The 20,289-nt window shown below is 38.1% G+C and carries 18 protein-coding genes; 6 read left to right on the top strand and 12 right to left on the bottom strand.

The annotated features are described in order from the left end of the window. Window positions 1-68: 68 nt before the first annotated feature. Together MHB65_RS01595 and ugpC are read left to right on the top strand one after the other, a co-directional pair. Window positions 69-929, top strand: coding sequence for a helix-turn-helix domain-containing protein (locus tag MHB65_RS01595; protein WP_342442275.1), 861 nt, complete (start codon window positions 69-71; stop codon window positions 927-929). Window positions 930-1,035: 106 nt separating this feature from the next. Continuing rightward, window positions 1,036-2,118 carry a sn-glycerol-3-phosphate ABC transporter ATP-binding protein UgpC gene (gene ugpC, locus MHB65_RS01590; RefSeq protein WP_342442274.1) on the top strand — a complete coding sequence of 361 codons (1,083 nt, stop codon included), beginning with the start codon at window positions 1,036-1,038 and terminating at the stop codon, window positions 2,116-2,118. A 119-nt stretch (window positions 2,119-2,237) separates the two neighbouring features. On the opposite strand, the gene MHB65_RS01585 is transcribed toward ugpC, so the two are convergent. From MHB65_RS01585 to MHB65_RS01550, 8 genes are all read right to left on the bottom strand, one after another. Further along, entirely contained in the window at window positions 2,238-3,119 is an 882-nt protein-coding gene (locus MHB65_RS01585) for a MurR/RpiR family transcriptional regulator (protein WP_342442273.1), read from the bottom strand. Between the two features lie 51 nt (window positions 3,120-3,170). After that, complete coding sequence (gene murQ / locus MHB65_RS01580) at window positions 3,171-4,076, bottom strand: N-acetylmuramic acid 6-phosphate etherase (RefSeq protein WP_342442272.1); 906 nt, start codon at window positions 4,074-4,076, stop codon at window positions 3,171-3,173. A 21-nt stretch (window positions 4,077-4,097) separates the two neighbouring features. Continuing rightward, window positions 4,098-5,096 (bottom strand): BadF/BadG/BcrA/BcrD ATPase family protein, encoded by a 999-nt coding sequence (locus MHB65_RS01575; protein ID WP_342442271.1) that lies wholly within the window; start codon window positions 5,094-5,096, stop codon window positions 4,098-4,100. After that, entirely contained in the window at window positions 5,083-5,910 is an 828-nt protein-coding gene (locus MHB65_RS01570; RefSeq protein WP_342442270.1) for a carbohydrate ABC transporter permease, read from the bottom strand. Before MHB65_RS01570 ends, MHB65_RS01575 begins: the two co-directional genes overlap by 14 nt. 12 nt (window positions 5,911-5,922) lie before the next feature. Beyond that, window positions 5,923-6,870: a sugar ABC transporter permease gene (locus MHB65_RS01565; RefSeq protein WP_342442269.1), complete on the bottom strand. Its 948-nt coding sequence runs from the start codon at window positions 6,868-6,870 to the stop codon at window positions 5,923-5,925. Between the two features lie 86 nt (window positions 6,871-6,956). Then, window positions 6,957-8,249 (bottom strand): extracellular solute-binding protein, encoded by a 1,293-nt coding sequence (locus MHB65_RS01560; RefSeq protein ID WP_243456373.1) that lies wholly within the window; start codon window positions 8,247-8,249, stop codon window positions 6,957-6,959. Between the two features lie 17 nt (window positions 8,250-8,266). Continuing rightward, window positions 8,267-9,286 carry a serine hydrolase domain-containing protein gene (locus MHB65_RS01555; protein WP_342442268.1) on the bottom strand — a complete coding sequence of 340 codons (1,020 nt, stop codon included), beginning with the start codon at window positions 9,284-9,286 and terminating at the stop codon, window positions 8,267-8,269. 161 nt (window positions 9,287-9,447) lie between these two features. Further along, the gene (locus MHB65_RS01550; RefSeq protein ID WP_205446544.1) at window positions 9,448-10,962 is read right to left on the bottom strand and encodes a DHA2 family efflux MFS transporter permease subunit; all 1,515 of its coding nucleotides are present in this window, start codon (window positions 10,960-10,962) and stop codon (window positions 9,448-9,450) included. 157 nt (window positions 10,963-11,119) lie between these two features. Between MHB65_RS01550 and MHB65_RS01545 the strand changes: the two genes are divergently transcribed. Then, the gene (locus MHB65_RS01545) at window positions 11,120-12,031 is read left to right on the top strand and encodes a TetR/AcrR family transcriptional regulator (protein WP_342442267.1); all 912 of its coding nucleotides are present in this window, start codon (window positions 11,120-11,122) and stop codon (window positions 12,029-12,031) included. 666 nt (window positions 12,032-12,697) lie between these two features. On the opposite strand, the gene MHB65_RS01540 is transcribed toward MHB65_RS01545, so the two are convergent. Both MHB65_RS01540 and MHB65_RS01535 read right to left on the bottom strand, forming a co-directional pair. Beyond that, a complete protein-coding gene (locus MHB65_RS01540) occupies window positions 12,698-14,341 on the bottom strand; it encodes a HAMP domain-containing sensor histidine kinase (RefSeq protein ID WP_342442266.1) in 1,644 nt (547 codons plus the stop codon). Beyond that, entirely contained in the window at window positions 14,338-15,039 is a 702-nt protein-coding gene (locus tag MHB65_RS01535; protein ID WP_342442265.1) for a response regulator transcription factor, read from the bottom strand. Before MHB65_RS01535 ends, MHB65_RS01540 begins: the two co-directional genes overlap by 4 nt. Window positions 15,040-15,142: 103 nt before the next feature. Here MHB65_RS01535 and MHB65_RS01530 point away from each other — a divergent pair, with 103 nt between their 5' ends. From MHB65_RS01530 to MHB65_RS01520, 3 genes are all read left to right on the top strand, one after another. Further along, a complete protein-coding gene (locus MHB65_RS01530) occupies window positions 15,143-16,288 on the top strand; it encodes a DUF418 domain-containing protein (RefSeq protein WP_342442264.1) in 1,146 nt (381 codons plus the stop codon). Window positions 16,289-16,496: 208 nt separating this feature from the next. Then, window positions 16,497-17,051 carry a DUF1273 domain-containing protein gene (locus MHB65_RS01525; RefSeq protein ID WP_205446539.1) on the top strand — a complete coding sequence of 185 codons (555 nt, stop codon included), beginning with the start codon at window positions 16,497-16,499 and terminating at the stop codon, window positions 17,049-17,051. A 100-nt stretch (window positions 17,052-17,151) separates the two neighbouring features. After that, window positions 17,152-17,466 carry a hypothetical protein gene (locus MHB65_RS01520; RefSeq protein ID WP_342442263.1) on the top strand — a complete coding sequence of 105 codons (315 nt, stop codon included), beginning with the start codon at window positions 17,152-17,154 and terminating at the stop codon, window positions 17,464-17,466. 623 nt (window positions 17,467-18,089) lie between these two features. Here MHB65_RS01520 and MHB65_RS01515 read toward each other — a convergent pair. After that, a complete protein-coding gene (locus tag MHB65_RS01515) occupies window positions 18,090-19,484 on the bottom strand; it encodes an L-cystine transporter (protein ID WP_205446537.1) in 1,395 nt (464 codons plus the stop codon). Window positions 19,485-19,771: 287 nt separating this feature from the next. Continuing rightward, window positions 19,772-20,215, bottom strand: coding sequence for a hypothetical protein (locus tag MHB65_RS01510; RefSeq protein WP_205446536.1), 444 nt, complete (start codon window positions 20,213-20,215; stop codon window positions 19,772-19,774). Window positions 20,216-20,289 lie beyond the last annotated feature (74 nt).

The following is a 20,289-nucleotide window of genomic DNA, read 5'->3' as shown; positions in this document are numbered from 1 at the left end:
ATCATTTCATCATATAATTATAGTAAATTGACCTTATTACTTTCTATTCAAATAAAGGAGTGGCATGCATGGATCTTCAAAAATTACAGCAACGTTTCCCATTATTAAGCCCCTTTTCAGGTAAAACTGATGGAAACTATGTGTTTAATTTTGACAACCAGCTTTACGAAATTCCAATACACACAATGACACAAAGTGAATATGAGTTATTGCGGATATTCTCAGGACCCATTGACTTGTCGCATAACTACAATATAGTTTGGCTTGATTATCTAACAGGGAAAACAGACGTTGCCCCAGCTGTCCTTCCTATGCATCGTTTGTTATTTCTTCAATTTGACAAAGACTTTACAGCACCTACAATATTGCGTTCAGTCTTCGAAGCTTTACTGGGGAAGGATATTATACTGCTATCGCTTCATCCACAATTATTTGCCATAATCGAATGTATCGACAGCAATGAATTATTAAATTTGGCTCATTATCTTGATCCCATAATGGCTGACTTAGAGGTTCATTTTAGGATTTTTGTTTCTGATGTTATACATGACATCACCACGACCAAGGAACGATTTAACTGGTATGTTCACCTCCTACCATCCATTTGGGCTTATACACCAAAGCATGTACTCACACAGCAAGAGCTTTTAGTGCCATATGTAACGCAGCATCTAGCCTATCAAGAGAAAGAGATTTTTATCTCCTCTATTCTAAAAAGTGCCATCTCTCAGCCAGATTTACTCCACACAATCAAGAAATTGATTGAATACGAGGGAAACATTACATTAGCCTCTAAAAAAATGTATATGCATCGCAATACCTTACAAAATCGCTTAGAAAAATTTCAACAAATAACGCAAAAGGATATTCGGCAATTTTCCCATCGACTAGAAGTTTATCTCGCAATTATTTTCTTAGAATCACTTTAAGGCCAACTGCACAATTTATGACCTCAATACTGTGCATGCTTTCCATATCACTCTACTCTAAAGTCATTTACAATGAAAATATGACTTGTAAAGGGGTGTAGTGTGTATGGCGGAATTACGGTTAGAGCATATCTATAAGATTTACGATAAAAATATACAAGCCGTAACTGATTTTAATCTGCATATTCATGATAAAGAATTCATTGTGTTTGTAGGTCCTTCTGGCTGTGGTAAGACAACAACTTTACGTATGATTGCTGGCTTAGAGGATATATCAAATGGAGAGCTATATATTGACGATGTCTTCATGAATGATGTGGAATCAAAAGATCGTAGCATCGCAATGGTATTCCAAAGCTACGCATTATATCCGCATATGACAGTTTATGATAATATGGCATTTAGCTTAAAGCTACGAAAAGTCGATAAAAAGGAAATAGATCGTCGCGTTAAAGAAGCTGCTAAGATTTTAGGATTAGAGGATTATTTAAAAAGAAAGCCAAAAGCTCTATCTGGTGGCCAACGACAGCGTGTAGCACTTGGCCGAGCTATTGTCAGAGAAGCTAAGGTATTTTTAATGGATGAGCCTCTTTCGAATTTGGATGCAAAATTACGTGTGCAAATGCGTGCAGAAATTCAGAAGCTCCATCAACGAATTCAAACGACAACGATTTATGTCACCCATGATCAAACAGAGGCTATGACAATGGCTACTCGTCTAGTAGTGATGAAAGATGGACTTATCCAACAAATTGGGACACCTAAAGAAGTATACAATACACCACATAACATGTTCGTGGCAGGCTTTATTGGTTCACCATCCATGAATCTCTTCCATTGTCGTCTAACAGAAACGGAAATCCTGTTAGGTGATCAAAGCTTCCCTATTCCATCCATATACTTACCATTGTTAAAGGAAAAAAATTATTTAGGGAAAGAGATTGTTATGGGTATTCGTCCTGAGGATTTACAAATTACTGATGTTATTTCCCCTTATACGTTCAATGCAACGATTGATGTAGCAGAATTACTAGGAGCAGAAACTTACCTCTATTGTTCTTTAGCAAATCAAAATTTCATTGCACGAGTACAGGCTGATAACAATTTGCATCCATCCGATAAGGTTTTCCTAGTCATGAAGGAAGAAAAGATCCATTTCTTCGATCCTCAAACAGAGGAGCGTCTTTGAAAAAACATGCATTGCTCCCACATGAAAGAAGGGAGCCTTTTGTACCTGGCTCGTCAAAAAGCTTTGCTGAATTAAGATAAAAAACGAAGACGATGCTATGGCTAATAGAATCGTCTTCGTTACTTTATTTTATTTTTTTGTTTAGCCACTTTTTTATGCAATCCTTGAATAACTGAACGTGTTTCATCTAAATAGTTTATTGTCTGCTCATAGGCACTCGTCACGACCCCCATAAATAAAATATCAATGACAAGTAGCTGGGCAAGGCGTGAGGAGGTTGCACCACTTCTAAAGGTTGCTTCAACATTTGGAGATACATATAAACAAATATCTGCTAGGCTAGATACAAGTGAACTTCCATACCTCGTTAAACTAATTGTAGTGGCTGGTGTTTGGCCAGCTATTTCAAGGATTTTAGCCACTTCATGCGTTTCTCCAGAGAAGGAGATACCTACTACCACATCCCCTTTCTGTGCATTGACAACGGCTGTAGCTCCTAAATGCAAATCCACAAATGCCCTACTATTTTTATTGATTCGTAAAAATTTTTGATCCGCATCCATTGCTGCTATACCTGATGCACCCACTCCAAAAAATATAATTTTACGGGCTTGTGATAAGGCCGTTACGGCACGCTCTAATTCAGCAATATCTATTAAATTAGCTGTTTGTGTCAAAATTTCACTACTTTGCATCGTCACCTTCTCTACAATCGATGGCAATGCTTCATTCGCCTCAATATCCCGATCTTCCGTTTTAGCATGTTGTAAATCACCAGCAATACGCAATTTCAGCTCTTGAACACCACTAAAATTTAACGATTTACACAGCCGAATAACCGCGGCACTACTTGTATGACTTGCTTCTCCCAACTCAACCGCAGTCATTTTAATCGCCTGTGTTGGATTCTCTAAAATATAGCTTGCTACCTTTTTTTCCGAAGGTGGTAGCTTTTTTCGCATTTCTGCGAGCATAATTAAGCCAGCATTTATTTTTTCCATTTTTCTATCCCCATCCCTAGTTAAAAAAAGGTCTTCCATTCATCTCTATCATCAATACTTTTTTAATTCTACTGCTCTACGTACATGCCCTTCGGATTGAACCAGTAATTCTGCCGCTTCTTCTATTGTTGTATTTGTCAGTAACAGCACAATGGCGAGTTTTACTTGAAAATTAGTTTGTTCTAAAACACTTTCAGCCTGACTATAAGAAACACCCGTCACTTCACAGACAATTTGTTTGGCTCGCTCTCGCAATTTAAAGTTACTAGCATGAACGTCCACCATTAAATTTTTATAGACCTTTCCAAGCTTAATCATGGTTGTCGTTGTAATCATATTTAATATTTGTTTATGAGCTGTGGCAGCCTTTAGTCTTGTAGAACCTGTTAAAATTTCAGGTCCTGTAATCACCTCTATTGCAATATCTGCATGCTGACTAATGACAGAATGAGCGTTGCTGACTAAGCTGATTGTTTTCGCCCCTAATTCTTGAGCATAAATTAATGCCCCTTTGACAAAAGGTGTTCGCCCACTTGCTGCAATCCCTATCACTACATCACGGTTTGTTAGCTGTTGTTTCTGTAGTTCAACCTCTCCTAATGAAAGATCATCTTCTGCACCTTCTATGGCGATCATCACTGCATCTGCCCCTCCAGCCAATATTGCCTGGACAAGCTTTGGTGACGTACTAAATGTAGGTGGACATTCTACTGCATCTAGCAAACCAATTCGACCACTCGTCCCTGCACCTACATAAAATAATCTACCGCCATTCTTTAACGCATGCACAACAGCTGTAATAGCTTGTTCGATTTCAGGTAAAACCTTTGCTATGGCTAACGGTACTTTTTTATCCTCTTCATTCATCAGCTTTACAATTTCACTAGTGGACATCAAATCTAGATTTGTCGTATCTGGATGATAGCCTTCAGTCGTCAGTTTTGTCATTCTTTCCATTGAAATCAAATCCCTCCCACGCTATTTTTCATGGATGCTCATCCAAGTTTCTTTTACCGTTCGTTGTAAAGCCTCTGTTATTGGAATTCCTTCACTGAGAAGTCCATTAACGAAAGCTCCTATAACAGGTGGCACCTCTGGTCGTATGAGTCGATTAGGTATTGTAGCGAGGTGTAATTTTTCTCGAAAGCATTGAACAAAATAAAAATTTTCGAACAAACCTCCACATAGGACAATAGGGTAACCTTTTAGCTGCGGCTCTTTTTTCAACATTATTTGGATGAATTGAACTAAATGATGGGTAGCCTGCTCAATAATTTTCTTTGCCCTATCATTATTTTGTTCGGCTAAACGTAACACCACTCGAGCTAAGGAGGCTATGAATACACGCGGCTGTAGATGCTCATAAACATGCGTAATAATTTCAGTAGGATTTTTTAATGCTAGCTGATCCAAAATAGTCGCTGTAAATAGATCCTCATTCAGGCCAAAAGCATCATAATGTCGCGTAATAAATCGCAATGCCTCTTGCCCAATATAGTACCCACTGCCCTCATCGCCTAATAAATAACCCCATCCTCCAACACGACTAGCTTGATAATTTTTTCCGACAGCATATACGATAGAACCCGTTCCTGCTATCACAACGAGCCCTTGCTGTGTAAATGTACCGCTAGTAAGCCCCGCTACCGCATCATTGGTGATGGTTATCTTACAGGCGCTAGCAGGGAAAAGAAAGCTAATCCATTGCTCCCAGCGTTCTTTATCTACCTGGCGATCGCCCCCTGCCACGCATAAGAACACCGCAGAAATATCATTCTTTGTTGCATCTATCTTTTGTAGTAACTGAGCAAGTAGCTGGATGATTTGTAGCCTTACCTCGTCTGGTGGCGTTGATTTCATATTCGTTCCGGCTCCTTCAACAAAGGCCAGCACTTCCCCTTTTCTTGTCCCAATCACTGCACGAGTCCTCGTCCCGCCACCATCGACCCCAATAATGTATTGCCTATTTAATGGCACCAGCCGTCAGCCCCTCCATAAATTGCTTTGACGCAATAAAGAATAATAGGATCATTGGTAATGATGCTAATGTTAAACCTGCAAAAAGAGAGCCCCAATCTGCCGAATGCTCCCCAAAGAGTGACATCATTCCAACAGGTATCGTCCGCTTCATTTTTTCTGTAATAAAAATAAGTGGGAAGAAGAAATCATTCCATGCAGCAATAAAATTTATAATCACCACTGTACCAAGTGCAGGTCTCATTAACGGTAACACCACATGCCAAAGGACTCTTAAGTTCCCCGCCCCATCTATACGGGCCGCTTCCTCCAGCTCATAGGGCATCGTTTTAAAAAAGCCCGTTAAGATCAGCATGGATAATGGAATCCCTGTCGCCGTGTTCATCAAAATTAAAGACCATAAGGAATTAATCAGCCCTAAATCACGCATTAAAATAAAGAGCGGTACAATCCCAAGCTTTATAGGAATCATCATGCCTAGTAAAAAAATAAAGAATAATGCATGATTCCAAGAGAATTTAAAGCGGGCAATATAAAATGAAGCCAGTGAACAAACAACAACAATCAGTACAACAGATACAATACTGACAAACAAACTGTTTAGAAAATACGTTGTAAATGGAATTTTTGCTAATAATGTACGGTAAGTATCTAAGCTAAAGCTAGTCGGTAAGCCCAATGGATTTTTGTAGATGTCCACGCTCTTTTTAAATGAAGATAAAATCATTAATACGATAGGATATAAACTAATGGTCGCTACCGTAAATACCACTAGATAATAAAATGGTCGAACCCAAATAGCACCTTGCTTCACTATACGCACCCCTTACATTTGAACGTCCTTTTTATTGGCAAAGCGTAAAAATAGCGTGGTACAAACTAATATAAATAGGAACAGAACCGTCGCTAACGCAGAGCCTAGCCCAATAGCTGTCGCTCCAGAAGCTGTAGAGCTACCAAATGCCAAGCGATAGAAAAACACAGCTAACGTATCCGTAGAATAATACGGCTCTCCCATAGAGCCTTGCATCGCATATACAAGCTCAAATGCCTCAAAGGACTGGATAAACGTTAAAATGCCCATGATCATAATAGATGGCATCATTAGAGGCAAATAAATAGTACGTAGTAAAGTAAAGCCCTTAGCACCATCTAACTTTGCAGCTTCAACTAACTCACTTGGAATCCCTTGAAAGCCAGCAAGGAAAATTAGGACACCAAAACCTAGTCCAAACCAACAATTGACTAAAATAATGGCGATTAACGCCGTTCCGGGATCTCCCAACCAAGCTTTTTGTAAGGTTTCTAGACCTAATTTCTCTAAAATAACATTTAAAGTACCAAAATTAGGATTTAGAATGAGCTTCCATAAGAAACCTACCACAATCACTGATAATAACCGTGGGAGAAAGAAAGCCGCCTTAAAAAACGCTGCTCCTTTAATTTTTTGATAGATAATAAAGCCAAGAAAGAAGGCTAATCCATTCATAACTACCATTTGCACAACAAAATACAGGACATTATGTTTAAAGGCGTTCCAAAACATAGAGCCATAGGGTTCTGTCGTAAAAAGCGTCACAAAATTTTGGAGACCGATAAAATCGCCACGAGCCATCCCTTTCCATTCAAAAAAACTATAGGACATTGCCGCTACTATCGGATAAAGCACAAACATTCCATATACGATTAATGCAGGAATAGGGAAAAGATGAATAGTCCATCTTGCCCACGATCTCCTTTTTCTTACTGATGAAGCTGTAGATTCTCTCATCATGAGCAGCCTCCTTTACTAATAATGAGACAACAAGACCCCTAAACTCCTTTATAGCGCTTCAGGGGTCTGCTGGCTTGATGCTTTCATTATTTTTGAAATGGCGTAAACCAAGTTTTAGCGTTTTCCTGTACTTTTGTGGCCACCTCTTCAGGCGTTACTTGACCTAAATACATGCCTTGTAGCTCACTTTCAAGCAAGCTCTTTGTTGTCGGGTCCCCACCAGTAAAATTAGTTACCCACATATATGGCGTTGCTTCATTTGCAGTCGAATGACTAATATCATTGAGCAATGCATCGTCAGAAGTAATACCAGGAATGGCGCTGATCATGGAAAACTCCTTCACAAATAACTCACCAAACTCCTTTGTTGTTAAAAACTCTAAAAACATTTTAGCTGCTTCTTTATGTTTCGAATTAGCATTGATCGCAAATGAGCCATCTACCCAAGTCGTCACTGTTTTATTTCCCTCTTTAGATGGAATAGGGAAATAACCTAAATCTAAGTCTGGATTCATTTCTAATACAACAGGAATTTCCCAGCTACCTAACGGGAACATAGCCGCATCTTCCAGCGCAAACAAAGTACGAATATCATCCATTCCTAAGCCTTCAGAATTGGCTGGAAAATACTTTTTCAAGTCATTCATCACTTGTATCGATTCAATAAACTTTGCATCTGTAAAATCTCTTTCCCCCGCAAGCACCGCTTGATAGAAGTCATTGCCTTCATAAACAGCAGGACCGACAATACCGTGCAGCAATGATAATAACCAGCCTTCTTTTGTACCCATTGCAATTGGTGTAATGCCCTTTTCTAATAATTGGTCGTTTAATGCAATGAATTCATCCCATGTAGTAGGAATTTCAAGATTATTATCTTTAAAAATCTTTTTATTATAGAAAAATTGTGTAGAGCTTAAGTTAATTGGTACACCGTACTGATTTCCTTGGTCATCGCGAGAAGCCTTTAATGCTTCTTCAGGAAATACACTCAATCCATTTAAGCCGTTTATTTTCTCGACAAAACCTGCCTCCGCAAGCTTCAATCCAGCTGCATAAGGACGTAAGTGGAAAATATCTGGACCCTCCCCAGCCTGTAATGCCGTATTGAGGACTGTATTGTATTCTGTATTTTTAGTTGGGTTAAATGACACATGTATATCAGGATGTTGTTCATTAAATAAAGCAATCACTTTTTCATACTTGGCAACATCTTCTGTACGCCAACTCCCTATTGTTAGCGAAACCTCTTCTGTTTTCGGTTCCTCTTCTTTATCAGGTGATGTTGAGTTCGTTGATTTCTCACTCGTGTTACAGCCTACTAAACCTACAACGAGTAATAAAAGAAGCAGCAATAACCATTTACTCTTTTGTCTCATACCAGCAGATCCACCCTTCATATCAGTAATTTTTCATAAATCATCGTATGAAGCTTCTCTCTAATCTTGCTCATGTTTGTATTTCTCCCATAATGCACAGCATTCGTTAGTAAAATGACAAATACCTTTTGTACAGGGTCCATCCAAATACTCGTACCTGTAAATCCTGTATGACCAAATGAGCCCTTGCTCCACCTCCTACCAAAACAAAATGATGCGTCGTCCCCTCCCCATACTTCAAATCCAAGTCCCCTCGTTTTAAATGTTTTCGTATAGGCAAGCTCTAACCAATCGTATGGAATCACCGTTTGTTGCTTGATCCCCAACCAAATTTCCGCATACTTTGCTAAATCCTCTGCACATGAAAATAAACCTGCGCTACCAGCAATCCCATCTAGTAATAAAGCTTTCTCATCATGGACAATTCCCTGCACAAATTGATCTGCCACCATTTCTGTAGATGCCGCAAGCCTTCTTGTATGCTCAGGCAGTTGAAAACATGTATGATGCATGCTCCACGGCTTAAAAATCTCTTGCTCTACAAAACTTTTTAATGAATTGCCAGTAACTTTTTCAATCACCTTTCCTAGAATAATCATACCTAAATCACTATATAGCACTTGTTCATTTGGCTGACACACTACATCACTTGCCAATACTTCCTGCATGATGTCACGCTTATGATGCCTCTTAACTACAGGTGTTAAATCTGCTGGCAAACCTGAGCAATGCTGCAATAAATGCTGGATTGTCATAAAGGGATATTTAAAATCAGGCAAATAGGTTTGAACTGAATCTGTTACATTAACTTGATTTCGACTCATCAGTAGTAAAATAGACGGGAGTGTTGCAACAACTTTTGTTAAAGAGGCTAAATCAAATAACGTATTGCTTAATATAGCTTGCTCGCTGCCATCCTCAGCTGTATAGGCTCCATAGCTGCCTGAAAATAGCCTTCTTTCTTGCTGCTGAACAATTAACACGGCACCTGGAATTTCTTGTTCTTTCACTAAGTCATTTATATATGCATCTACCAAGTAAGCACCTCACCACTTAAATATCTAAATTTTCTGTAAATTAGTATTATCATATAAAATAAAATGATGAAAAATAACAATAATCCTAAAATTTTTTTTCATATAAGCTCAATTAAAAAATCCCTAGCTAGTAAATGTTTACTGGCTAGGGATTCACTTGATTATTTAGTTGGCTTTTTTAAATCCATTGACGCTGCTGCGCTTTCAACTTTTACGCGTTTCAAGAAGAATGCGAGTACCACTGCAATCACTGTTATTGCAGCTGCAATTAAGAAGGAATGCGTAATACCATCTAATAAGGCAGTTTGCATAATTTGATCTTGCATTTGCTGCATTTGCTCTGCTGTAGGCGCTGCTCCTGATTGTGCAGCATTCGCTTTTGCTTCTGCAATTAATTCTTCCGCTTTAACTTTTGTACGGTTATTCATAAATGTTACTAAGATCGCACTACCGATTGCTCCTGATACCTGCTGTAATGTATTGTTAATCGCTGTACCATGAGGATTCATCATTTGTGGTAGTTGATTTAAACCGTTTGTCATAATAGGCATCATGACCATCGACATACCGAACATACGAATTGTATACATCGATACGATATATGTGTAGCTTGAATCAATTTCTAATTTCGTTAAACCGAAAGTTGCGATTGTTGTAATCGTTAATCCAATAATGGCCAGCACACGAGGACCAAATTTATCAAAAAGCTTACCAGTGATTGGTGACATAATCCCCATGACAAGTGCCCCTGGAAGCATCATCAAACCTGCTTCAAATGGTTCGATACCACGGATAGACTGTACATATGCTGGTGTTAAAATCATCCCTGAGAACATTGCCATAGAGACAATAACTGAGATAACTGACCCTAAAGCAAACATCGGATACTTATAAATACGTAATTCCAGTAATGGCTCATCCATTTTCAGCTGTTTAACAACGAAAATAACTAAAGCAATGAAGCCAATCGTAATTGTGCCATATACCCATGGACTTGACCAACCTTTATCTCCTGCTGTACTAAAGCCATATAAAATACCACCAAATGCAACTGTTGATAAAAGGACTGAAAGGAAATCTAAGTGAACTTCACGTGTCTCCATCACGTTTCTTAGTTTCCAAACACCAAATAATAAACTAATTAAAGCAAATGGAATAATCATTTGGAAAAGCATACGCCAATCATGATGCTCCACAATATATCCTGATAATGTAGGACCGATTGCTGGCGCCATAATCATAACTAAACCAAAGATCCCCATTGCCGCTCCACGCTTCTCTTTTGGGAAGCTTGTTAGCATAACGTTCATTAAAAGTGGTGACATACTAGATGCCCCGGCTGCTTGCACCATACGACCTGCTAATAGCACACCAAAGTTAGGTGCAAAGCCTGCCATAATTGTACCGATTGTAAAGATGGACATCGCTGTTATAAATAAATGTCTATTTTTAAAGCGTGTCACAAAGAATGCTGAAGCTGGCACTAAAATACCGCTCACAAGCATATACCCTGTTGCTAACCATTGTACTTTTGAATAGGTAATCCCAAAATCTTTCATGATTGTTGGTAATGCCACATTCAACAATGTGTTGTTTAGAAAAGCAACAAAAGCACCCACAAATAGAATAGCTATCATGCCATAAGGGGGCTTTTTCATTGTTTGCTCACTATTCATTTATATCCCTCAATTCTTTCTTGTGTTTTACGATAAAACTTATTTTATACTCGTAGTCTACTTTTTTCAACAAATAAGTTTATATTTTTTATAAACGTTGATATAAATACGTTTCAAAGGTAGAATAAGAGTATAATATTATAAAAAAGGTGAGGTCATGAACAAAAGAAAAAGACAAATTATAACAGCAGCACGTGAACTTTTTATTGAAAAAGGCTTTCTAGATACATCGATTAATGACATCATCAATGCGGCTAAAATCTCAAAAGGTACATTTTATAATCACTTTCCTTCGAAAAATGAATGCTTAATCGCCATTTTGGATGAAGGGCGCGAAGAAGCTAGTAATCGCCGCCATGAGCTCATCTATGGTAAAGACCCTACAGATTTAGAAGTATTGACACAGCAAGTCGCTGTTCTCATGTATGTTAATCGTGAACATAATTTAGTACAGATATTCGAATCCATCTTCCAATCAAGAGATAAAGAACTAAAAAAAATTATTATTAATTACCATTTACAAGAATTAGAATGGCTCGCCAATCGTCTAGTACAAGTATTTGGCGAAGAGATTAGCCCTATTAGCTATGAATGTGCTGTTCAAACACTTGGGATGATTAACCTCACTCTACGTGCTGTCTTTATTGCCGATTATAAATATATCAATCGAGAAGCGATTGTACGTGTAGCATTGCGCAATATTAGCGTAATTATACCCACTATGCTTGAGTCGAAAGAGATTATCGTGAGTGTTGAAATGATCAATACCATTCAAAATGTCGTGAACTATAAAACCGTTACAAAAGAAATGGTCATTGAACAACTACAAGGCTTTACAAAGGGATTATCGAACAATGAAACAATGGAAGGTTTGGAATATGCACAATTCTTATTAGAAGAATTACAAAACGAAAAACCAAAGCTTTTTATCATCGAATCACTTCTTACCCCTTTCCGTAAGGCATTTGTCGGCACAGAACATATCGCAGAAGCCCGCGACATCGCCAATAACTTATGGCGTTACGTAAAAATTGAACAGCCAACTGAACGCTGTACGAAAAATAAATAAAAAAAGAGGTATCAAATGAACAGCTTGATACCTCTTTCATGTTGTTGAAAAAAGATGATGTCAACGGCAGAAATAGCAACTTTGCAAGGTGAGGGGTTGATTTCCGTTCCGCCAGCGTCCTTTCCAGGGGGCGTCCGATGAGCCGCTTCACTCACTTACGTTCGCTCCAGGGTCTCCTCTGTGACGCTAAATCCCCTAGGAGTGACGCTGGCTCCACTCCAATCAACCATTCTGCAAAGTGTCTTTACTTTTTTCATAGTAGCGATCAAATCGCCCATTATCTGTATTCTTAGCGGGGATAAGCTCTTATTGGGGAAGTGATGCGTGACAACACCTCTTCATAAGGAATAGTGAACACCTTCACTTTATTTGAAAACCTTTGCTAAAAAGGTAACACTTTTGTTGATTGGAGTGGAAGGCTACTTGACTCCCGTGGGATAGCGAGACAGGCGAAACCCTGCACGGAGCGGTAGCGGAGGAAGCGATTCGGCGCTCGCCCACAGGAAAGCAAGTAGCCTGCAACGGAAATTCATTTCTACCTTTCAATTGACTGTTTTGTTTTTCAACATAGTAAAGAGGTATCAAATGAACACTTTGATACCTCTTTACTATGTTGAATGAGATTAAGTTCTATGACAGAGTCCTAGAAAAGCAAGGAGATCCACACTAATGACATTGAAATTTTAGAACAAAAATTGTCCCGTCCTGACCTGAGCGAACACTAATCGTGCCATTGTGTAAATCAATGAGCTGCTTCGTGATGGCTAGTCCTAGCCCTGTTCCTGTTATATCGTCTGTCGTATTCGTACCTCGATAATAGCGTTCGAATAGATTATCGAGCTCCTCCTGAGGAATGCCAGGTCCTTGGTCAGCAATGGTAAGCATCACTTCTTTACCTGTATGTTGCGCTTCTACAATCACCTTGGTGCCTTCAGGGGTATACTTTTTCGCATTAGTAATTAAATTATCCATTATCCGCTTAAGTAAAAGCTCATCTGCTTGTAGCAACACATCACCATATACCTTCACACATACCTGTTCGTCTGCAAATTGTGGTAACCATGTTGCTAGCGGAAGTAACACTTTATCAAGCTGTATAGCTTTATTTTTTAACTGATACGTATACGTTAAATCCTGAATAAGTGCATCCATATAGGTTGCCTTTTCCTGCATGGTCTGTGCAAAAATACGCATCTCATCCTTTGTCCACTCATAATCTTCAGATGCTAGCATCGTTGAATAGCCATAAATTGAGCTTAACGGCGTCTTTAAATCATGCGATAAACCTGTTATCCACTCTTCACGTAATTGCTCTCCGTGCTTAATTTGCCTTTCATTTGAATCAAGTCTCTCCGATAAGTGGTTGAGTGACTCCTCAACAGGTTGGAATAATTTAAATTTCCTTTTCAACTTTCCTGTTTTTTTATGATGGATTTTTTTGTCACTAATTTCACTGTAATCGAATTGGGTTAGTCGCTCAATGCGCGATATAACATAGACTAGTGGACGCACGAATTGACGTGAAATACTAATAGACAAAAAGATAACACCCAACAGCAAAATAATATGCCCTCCAAAGAAGATAGAAACAAACAGTACCATTGCTTTATTAAAAGGCTCTTCAAATGGCTTATAAGACGGGTTAGGCATTCGTACAACAAATGTCACATCATTGGCTAAGGCTGCGCTTTGCTTGAGCTCCTCATGCTCAAAAATATCGTATTTTTCCTCTAGTAATTGCGGTTTATTTAGCTTCTCATACCGCTCGCCTATAACATCAATCCGATTCCATTGCTCATCATAAATTTCAACACTGGCTTTATTATCTTTTAGACGTTGCAGAGTTACAGCTGAAATGTCCCCTGTTGCCTTCCAATTATCAAGTGCCTCCTCAAAAAGTGGTTGGACAGGCGTATTCGGAATAAATAATAAGTAGTAATTCGGCAGTTCCCATGTATGCATGCCCGGTTGCTTCAATGCCAATATTTCGCTATCGGACTTTCCACATAGTCCGCATGTCTCTCCTGTATAATCAACGATCGTCATGGATGGATCAAATAAATAGAGCTGTCCTACATTTTCCTCAGCTCTCTTCACTAAATAATCAGCAATTTTAATCGTCTTCCCTTTCTCTACAACTGCATCATCTTCAATTTCAAAGGAGCTCATCACATGAATGTTGTCACCAACACGGTCATTGATAAAGATAGCAAAAAACACCAGACTTATAATAAAACCTGAAATGATTAATAGATAGAATATGATGAAATACGAAACAAAACGGAGTGTTAATTTTCCAGCAGGCTTCATGAAGAAATGTCCCCAACAAGCTTATAGCCTATGCCTCTTACGGTGATAATGCATGTTGGCTTCCCAGGATTTTTTTCGATTTTTTCTCGTAGTTTTCGTATATGTACCATCACAGTATTATCATCAAATAAGCAATCTCCCCATACGCGCTCGTATATTTGCTCTTTAGATAATACTTGCCCTGCATTGTCACATAAATATTTTAATAAATGAAACAAGCGACCACTGATTATTTCCTTCACACCGTCTACCTCGATTTCTGCTGCGTCAATATCAAATGTAAAACGGCTGCAAGTAAATACATGATTTTCTGGTACATTCTTTTTCTTCATATAACGGACTAACTGCACCTTTACTCTCGCTACAAGTTCTAAGGGGTTAAATGGTTTTGTAATATAATCATCTGCGCCATTCATAAAACCGCGAAGCTTATCTGCATCACTGCTTTTGGCTGTTAAATAAAAAATAGGCGCATCACTTTTTTCCCGAATACTATTCGCGATATCCAGCCCACTTCCATCTGGAAGCATGATATCTAATAGATAAAAGTCAAATGTTTTAGTATTCATTTCATCTTTTGCTTCTTCAATCGTGTTACATAATGTAATATTGGTAATTCCTTCTTTTCTTAAAATGATTTCAATCATTTCAGCAATGGCACGTTCATCCTCTAACACTAAAATTGATGCTTCCTGCATTTCCTCACCTACTTTTAAGATTACTTTAAGGTAGTCATTATTTCACCATAAGCTTCCCTCATTATTATATGTATAAGATAACCAATTAAGGAGATAAAACGCAATGACAACTAACCGAGTTACCTTCATTGATACAATGCGTGGATTTAGTTTATTTGGCATCTTAATGGCAAATTTGCTGATCTTCCAATTTGGGATGTATGGCAAAGATGAATTAAAAAATCTTTCTACCTTAGATAACGGGGCTTTATATTTTGTAAAAGTTGTGATTGAAGGCTCATTTATGCCCATCTTCACTATTTTATTCGGCTTCTCACTTATTAAATTAATTGAATCCATCCGCAGAAAAAAGAATAAAAGCCGCTGGTCTATTTTACGTCGTGCAACAGGTTTAATTGCCCTGGGCTTATTACATTCTATTTTATTGTGGGAAGGCGATATTCTATTTTCTTATGGCTGTATGACGTTATTTTTAGTCCCATTTATTAATCGTAAACCAAAAACTTTATTTATTTGGGCTGGTATCCTATTTGTTTTAACTACAGCGTTAACATATGGCTCTATGGAAACGTCTAAAAAAGAACAAAAGGAGACACACACATACATCGAGCAAGCGGATGATGTTTATGCAAACGGAAGCTACTTAGAAATTTTTGATTTTCGAGCTAATGCCGAAATACCAGGAGTGGATGAATCTTCCTTCATCTTCATTATATTAATTTTTGCACCGATGTTCTACGCACCTCTCTTCCTCTTTGGTATGGCGCTCGCTAAAAAGCAAGCATTTGTGGAGATGAACAAGGAAATGAAATGGTATAAGTTAGGTGCTCTCCTTGTACCTATAGGACTCATATGTAAAAGTGTAAGTTTTATAGAAAGTAAAAGTGCATTTTCTTCTATCTTATTAACGGGCGGCTCCCAGTTACTAGCAATTGGCTATGTTTGCCTCGCAGCATACCTTTATAACACCCGTCCAGTTCAACTACTGGCTCCTGCATTTGAGAGCGTTGGCAAACTATCATTAACCAATTATTTACTACAAACCATCATTTGTACAACTGTTTTTTATGGCTATGGCCTTGGCTTATACGGTAAATTAGGCGTCTTTGGTGGAATCCTTTTCGGAATCGTTGTGTATAGCTTGCAATGTGTTTTCAGCCTTGCCTATTTAAAAAAATTTAAACGTGGTCCATTTGAAACACTCTTACGCATATGGACAAATTGGTCTTGGTCTGGGCAGGTAAAGTAAAGCCCATCACACAAGCAAAATAGAAAGGAATTATTTTTTATGAATAGTGACACAAAAGAAGACTTTACTGACTCATGGTGGTTTTTAGGTATTTGTGCAGCTGTAGCAGTAATTTTAACACTATTTGCCTTTTCATAAACAATATCGTTTTCATTTGCCCCCTTACTGTATACTAGTAGTACAACTAGACAGCTTAGGGGGTATTTTGTTGTTACAGCGTATTATGATTACTGGCTATAAACCACATGAGCTTGGTATCTTTAATGATAAACATCCCGGCATTGTCATCATAAAAAAAGCACTGGAAGCTCGTCTACGTACACTGCTTGATGAAGGACTCGAATGGGTGATTATCAGCGGTCAGCAGGGCGTAGAATCTTGGAGTGCTGAAGTTGTTTTAATGTTAAAAAAAGAATTCCCGCATTTAAAATACGCCGTGATCACACCTTTCTTAGAGCAAGAGAAAAATTGGCAAGATCATAAAAAAGAAAAGTATCAAGCATTAATTGCCCAAGCTGATTTTGTCACAAGCGTGACCAAAAAACCGTATGAAGCACCATGGCAATTTATTGAGAAGGACAAATTTATTATCCAAAATACAGATGGACTTTTATTAATTTACGATGAAGAAAATGAGGGTTCTCCGAAATATATCAAACGGCTTGCAGAAAAATATATGGAATCCCATGAGTATGCTCTTTTAATAGTAACCGCCTATGACTTACAACTAGTAGCAGAAGAAATTCAACAGCAAGACTGGTAGAAAAATATTGATATAATTTTCTGACAATTATATACTAGAATTAATAAAAGCTGATTGTTCTTATGGTTTTTACCTATAATTTGAAAGGAGCTGTCATCATTTGAATAAACATATTGAAATGATTCTTGAAGCTTCTCCCGTAAATGTATCACATGATACGTATCGTAGAGAATGTCGGTATACACGGGGAATTCATATTGAAGAACAAGAATTTCTTGCTATTTTAAACACAATGAGTCATGATTCACGCTTATATTTTGATTTCCATAATCCACGAAAAGAGATTAAAAAGGGAACCTATTTGAATGGACACTCCGGTTTAGCCTACAATATTTATGATTACTATAAACAAAATTTTAATATTGAGATATCCGAATTAATCAACGGTAAAGATTTTTATGTAAAAATCGTATAAAGCTAAAGCCCCTTTAAAGTTTTACCTTTAAAGGGGCTTCTTAGTGTTGAAAAACAAAACAGTCAATTGAAAGGTAGAAATGGATTTCCGTTGCAGGCTACTTGCTTTCCTGTGGGCGAGCGCCGAATCGCTTCCTCCGCTACCGCTCCGTGCAGGGCTTCGCCTGTCTCGCTATCCCACGGGAGTCAAGTAGCCTTCCACTTCAACCCACTGACTTTTTAGCAAAGGTTTTCAAATAAAGTGAAAGTGTTTACTACTCTTTATAGAGGGGTGTTGTCACGCTTCACTTCTTCACATTGAAAATAAGAGCTCATCCCCTCTAAGAATACAGTTAATGGGCGATTTAATCGCTATGCTGCTATGAAAAAAGTAAAGACACTTTGCAGCATGGTTGATTAGAGTGGAGCCAGCGTCACTCCTAGGGGATTTAGCGTCACAGAGGAGACCCTGGAGCGAACGGAAGTGAGTGAAGCGGCTCATCGGACGCCCCCTGGAAAGGACGCTGGCGGAACGGAAATCAACCCCCTCGCCTTGCCAAGTTGCTTTTTCTGCCGTTGACATCATCTTTTTTCAACAACATGAAGCCCCTTTAAAGTTTTACCTTTAAAGGGGCTTCGTTGATCTTATAGGTCTGCTACTTGAGCACCTAATTCTTTATTATTATACATTTCTGTATCTAATTCTTTAGTAATACGCGCTGTTGTAACACCAGCAGTCATTGAACCACTTACATTTAACGCTGTACGACCCATATCAATTAAAGGCTCAACAGAGATTAATACACCTGCTAGAGCAATCGGTAAATCAAGTGCGGATAATACAAGGATAGCTGCAAATGTTGCACCACCACCAACACCTGCTACACCAAACGAGCTAACTGCTACTACTGCGATAACTGTAATAATGAACACAGGGTCAAGTGGATTAATGCCGACTGTTGGTGCGATCATAATGGCTAACATCGCAGGATATACACCTGCACAACCATTTTGACCGATTGATAATCCGAATGAGCCTGAGAAGTTTGCAATCCCCTCAGATACCCCAAGACGACCTGTTTGCGTTTTAATATTCATCGGTAAAGTACCCGCACTAGAACGAGATGTAAAGGCGAATAATAATGTTTCTGCTGATTTTTTCAAATACGTAAATGGATTTAAACCACTTAATGTAATGATTAATAAGTGTACGATTAAAACAATAAATAGTGCTACATAAGAAGCAATGACAAACTTACCTAAATTGTAGATAGCTCCAAAATCTGATGTTGCTACAGTACGAGCCATAATCGCTAGAATTCCGTATGGCGTTAAGCGTAATACAATTGTTACAACACCCATTACAAGGGCATAGATGGCATCTAAGCCTTTTTTAATTGTAGCTGCTGTTCCCTCATCCTTACGTGCCACACGTAAATAAGCAAAACCAAGGAATGCTGAGAAAATGACAACCGCAATTGTTGACGTAGAACGAGCACCCGTTAAATCAAGGAATGGATTTGCTGGGAATAACTCAATAATTTGTGTTGGTAGATCAGGAGCTGCTAAGCCCGTAGTTTTTTCTTCAAGGTATTGACCTCGTGCAGTTTCTGCATCACCTTGTAAAATTTGTGTTGCATCTAAATCAAAGACTGTTGCAGAAAAAATACCTACAGCTGCTGAAACTGCTGTTGTACCGATTAAAATGGCTAAAATAAGTGCTGCCATTTTCCCGAAATTTTTGCCAATCTTCATTTTTGTAAAGGCAATTAAAATGGAGATAAATATCAATGGCATTGCTACCATTTGGAGCAGTTTCACATACCCAGTACCGATAATATTGTACCAAGATGTTGTTTTGGCTAATACTTCAGAATCAAGACCATAAATAAAATGAAGTCCAAGACCAAGTACAATCCCTAAGCCTAAGCCGGCAAAAACACGATTAGAAAACTTAACGTGCTTTTTATTCATAACATATAAAATTCCAACGAACACAAGCAACACTGCTACGTTAAGAATGATTTGTAAATTCGACAATGGAATGCCTCCTAAGATGTTTTATAATAATGTAATCGAATTATATACCCATAATCCCTATAATTCAAGTATGTTTTATTAAGATTAATAAATTCCTATAACAAAATGCTTTCTTGCTAAGGATTATACCCCGAAAAATGGCGTAACAATCATCCTCTGGCACAGGAATAATCTTAGAAAAGAATGTTTGTAAATATATAGCTAGTTTAATCAATGCCACTACATTTGGTGACAAACGATTAACTGCCCCTAGACAGTTAAAAACTAACAGTCTAAGGGCAGCCTTTTTAAGCGTTATTTCTAATTACAAATCTTGGTTCGTAGTCACTAATGATGTCAAACACACCGTCATTATAGCAGTAGATATGATGTTCAACGGTCGGAATTTCTTTGCTTCCAATCCACGGGAGTTGGTCAAACCAATCTATATAATCTGAATTGCTCATTTTATAAAACCATTCTGCAGAAGAATTTATAGGTTGTTCCTGGGTCAAGGCTTCATTGACTTTGTCTACTAAATCAGATCGTGGAATTTCTCCAGTATAGCGGAAAGACCAAACATAATCTTGAATTGGGGACATTTTATCATAGATAATATCAACTTCTGTATTGTTTCGATCGATTAATGTTAAGCATAGTCCTAAATCTGTATAATTTAATGTAGCATTAACGATTTGGGCTCTTTCTAAGCAAGTGACAGGTTGCCAAATGTGCAATCTTCTTGAATCCATCTAATCCCCCTTTAAACAAAAAATATATCAATTTCATTTAAATCTTCATATATTTTACATATCAGCTCCAACAA

This window comes from Lysinibacillus sp. FSL K6-0075 (assembly GCF_038592945.1).
Taxonomy (GTDB): domain Bacteria; phylum Bacillota; class Bacilli; order Bacillales_A; family Planococcaceae; genus Lysinibacillus; species Lysinibacillus fusiformis_F.
Note: the sequence above shows the minus strand (reverse complement) of the source record. Positions and strands in the feature narration are given on the sequence as shown.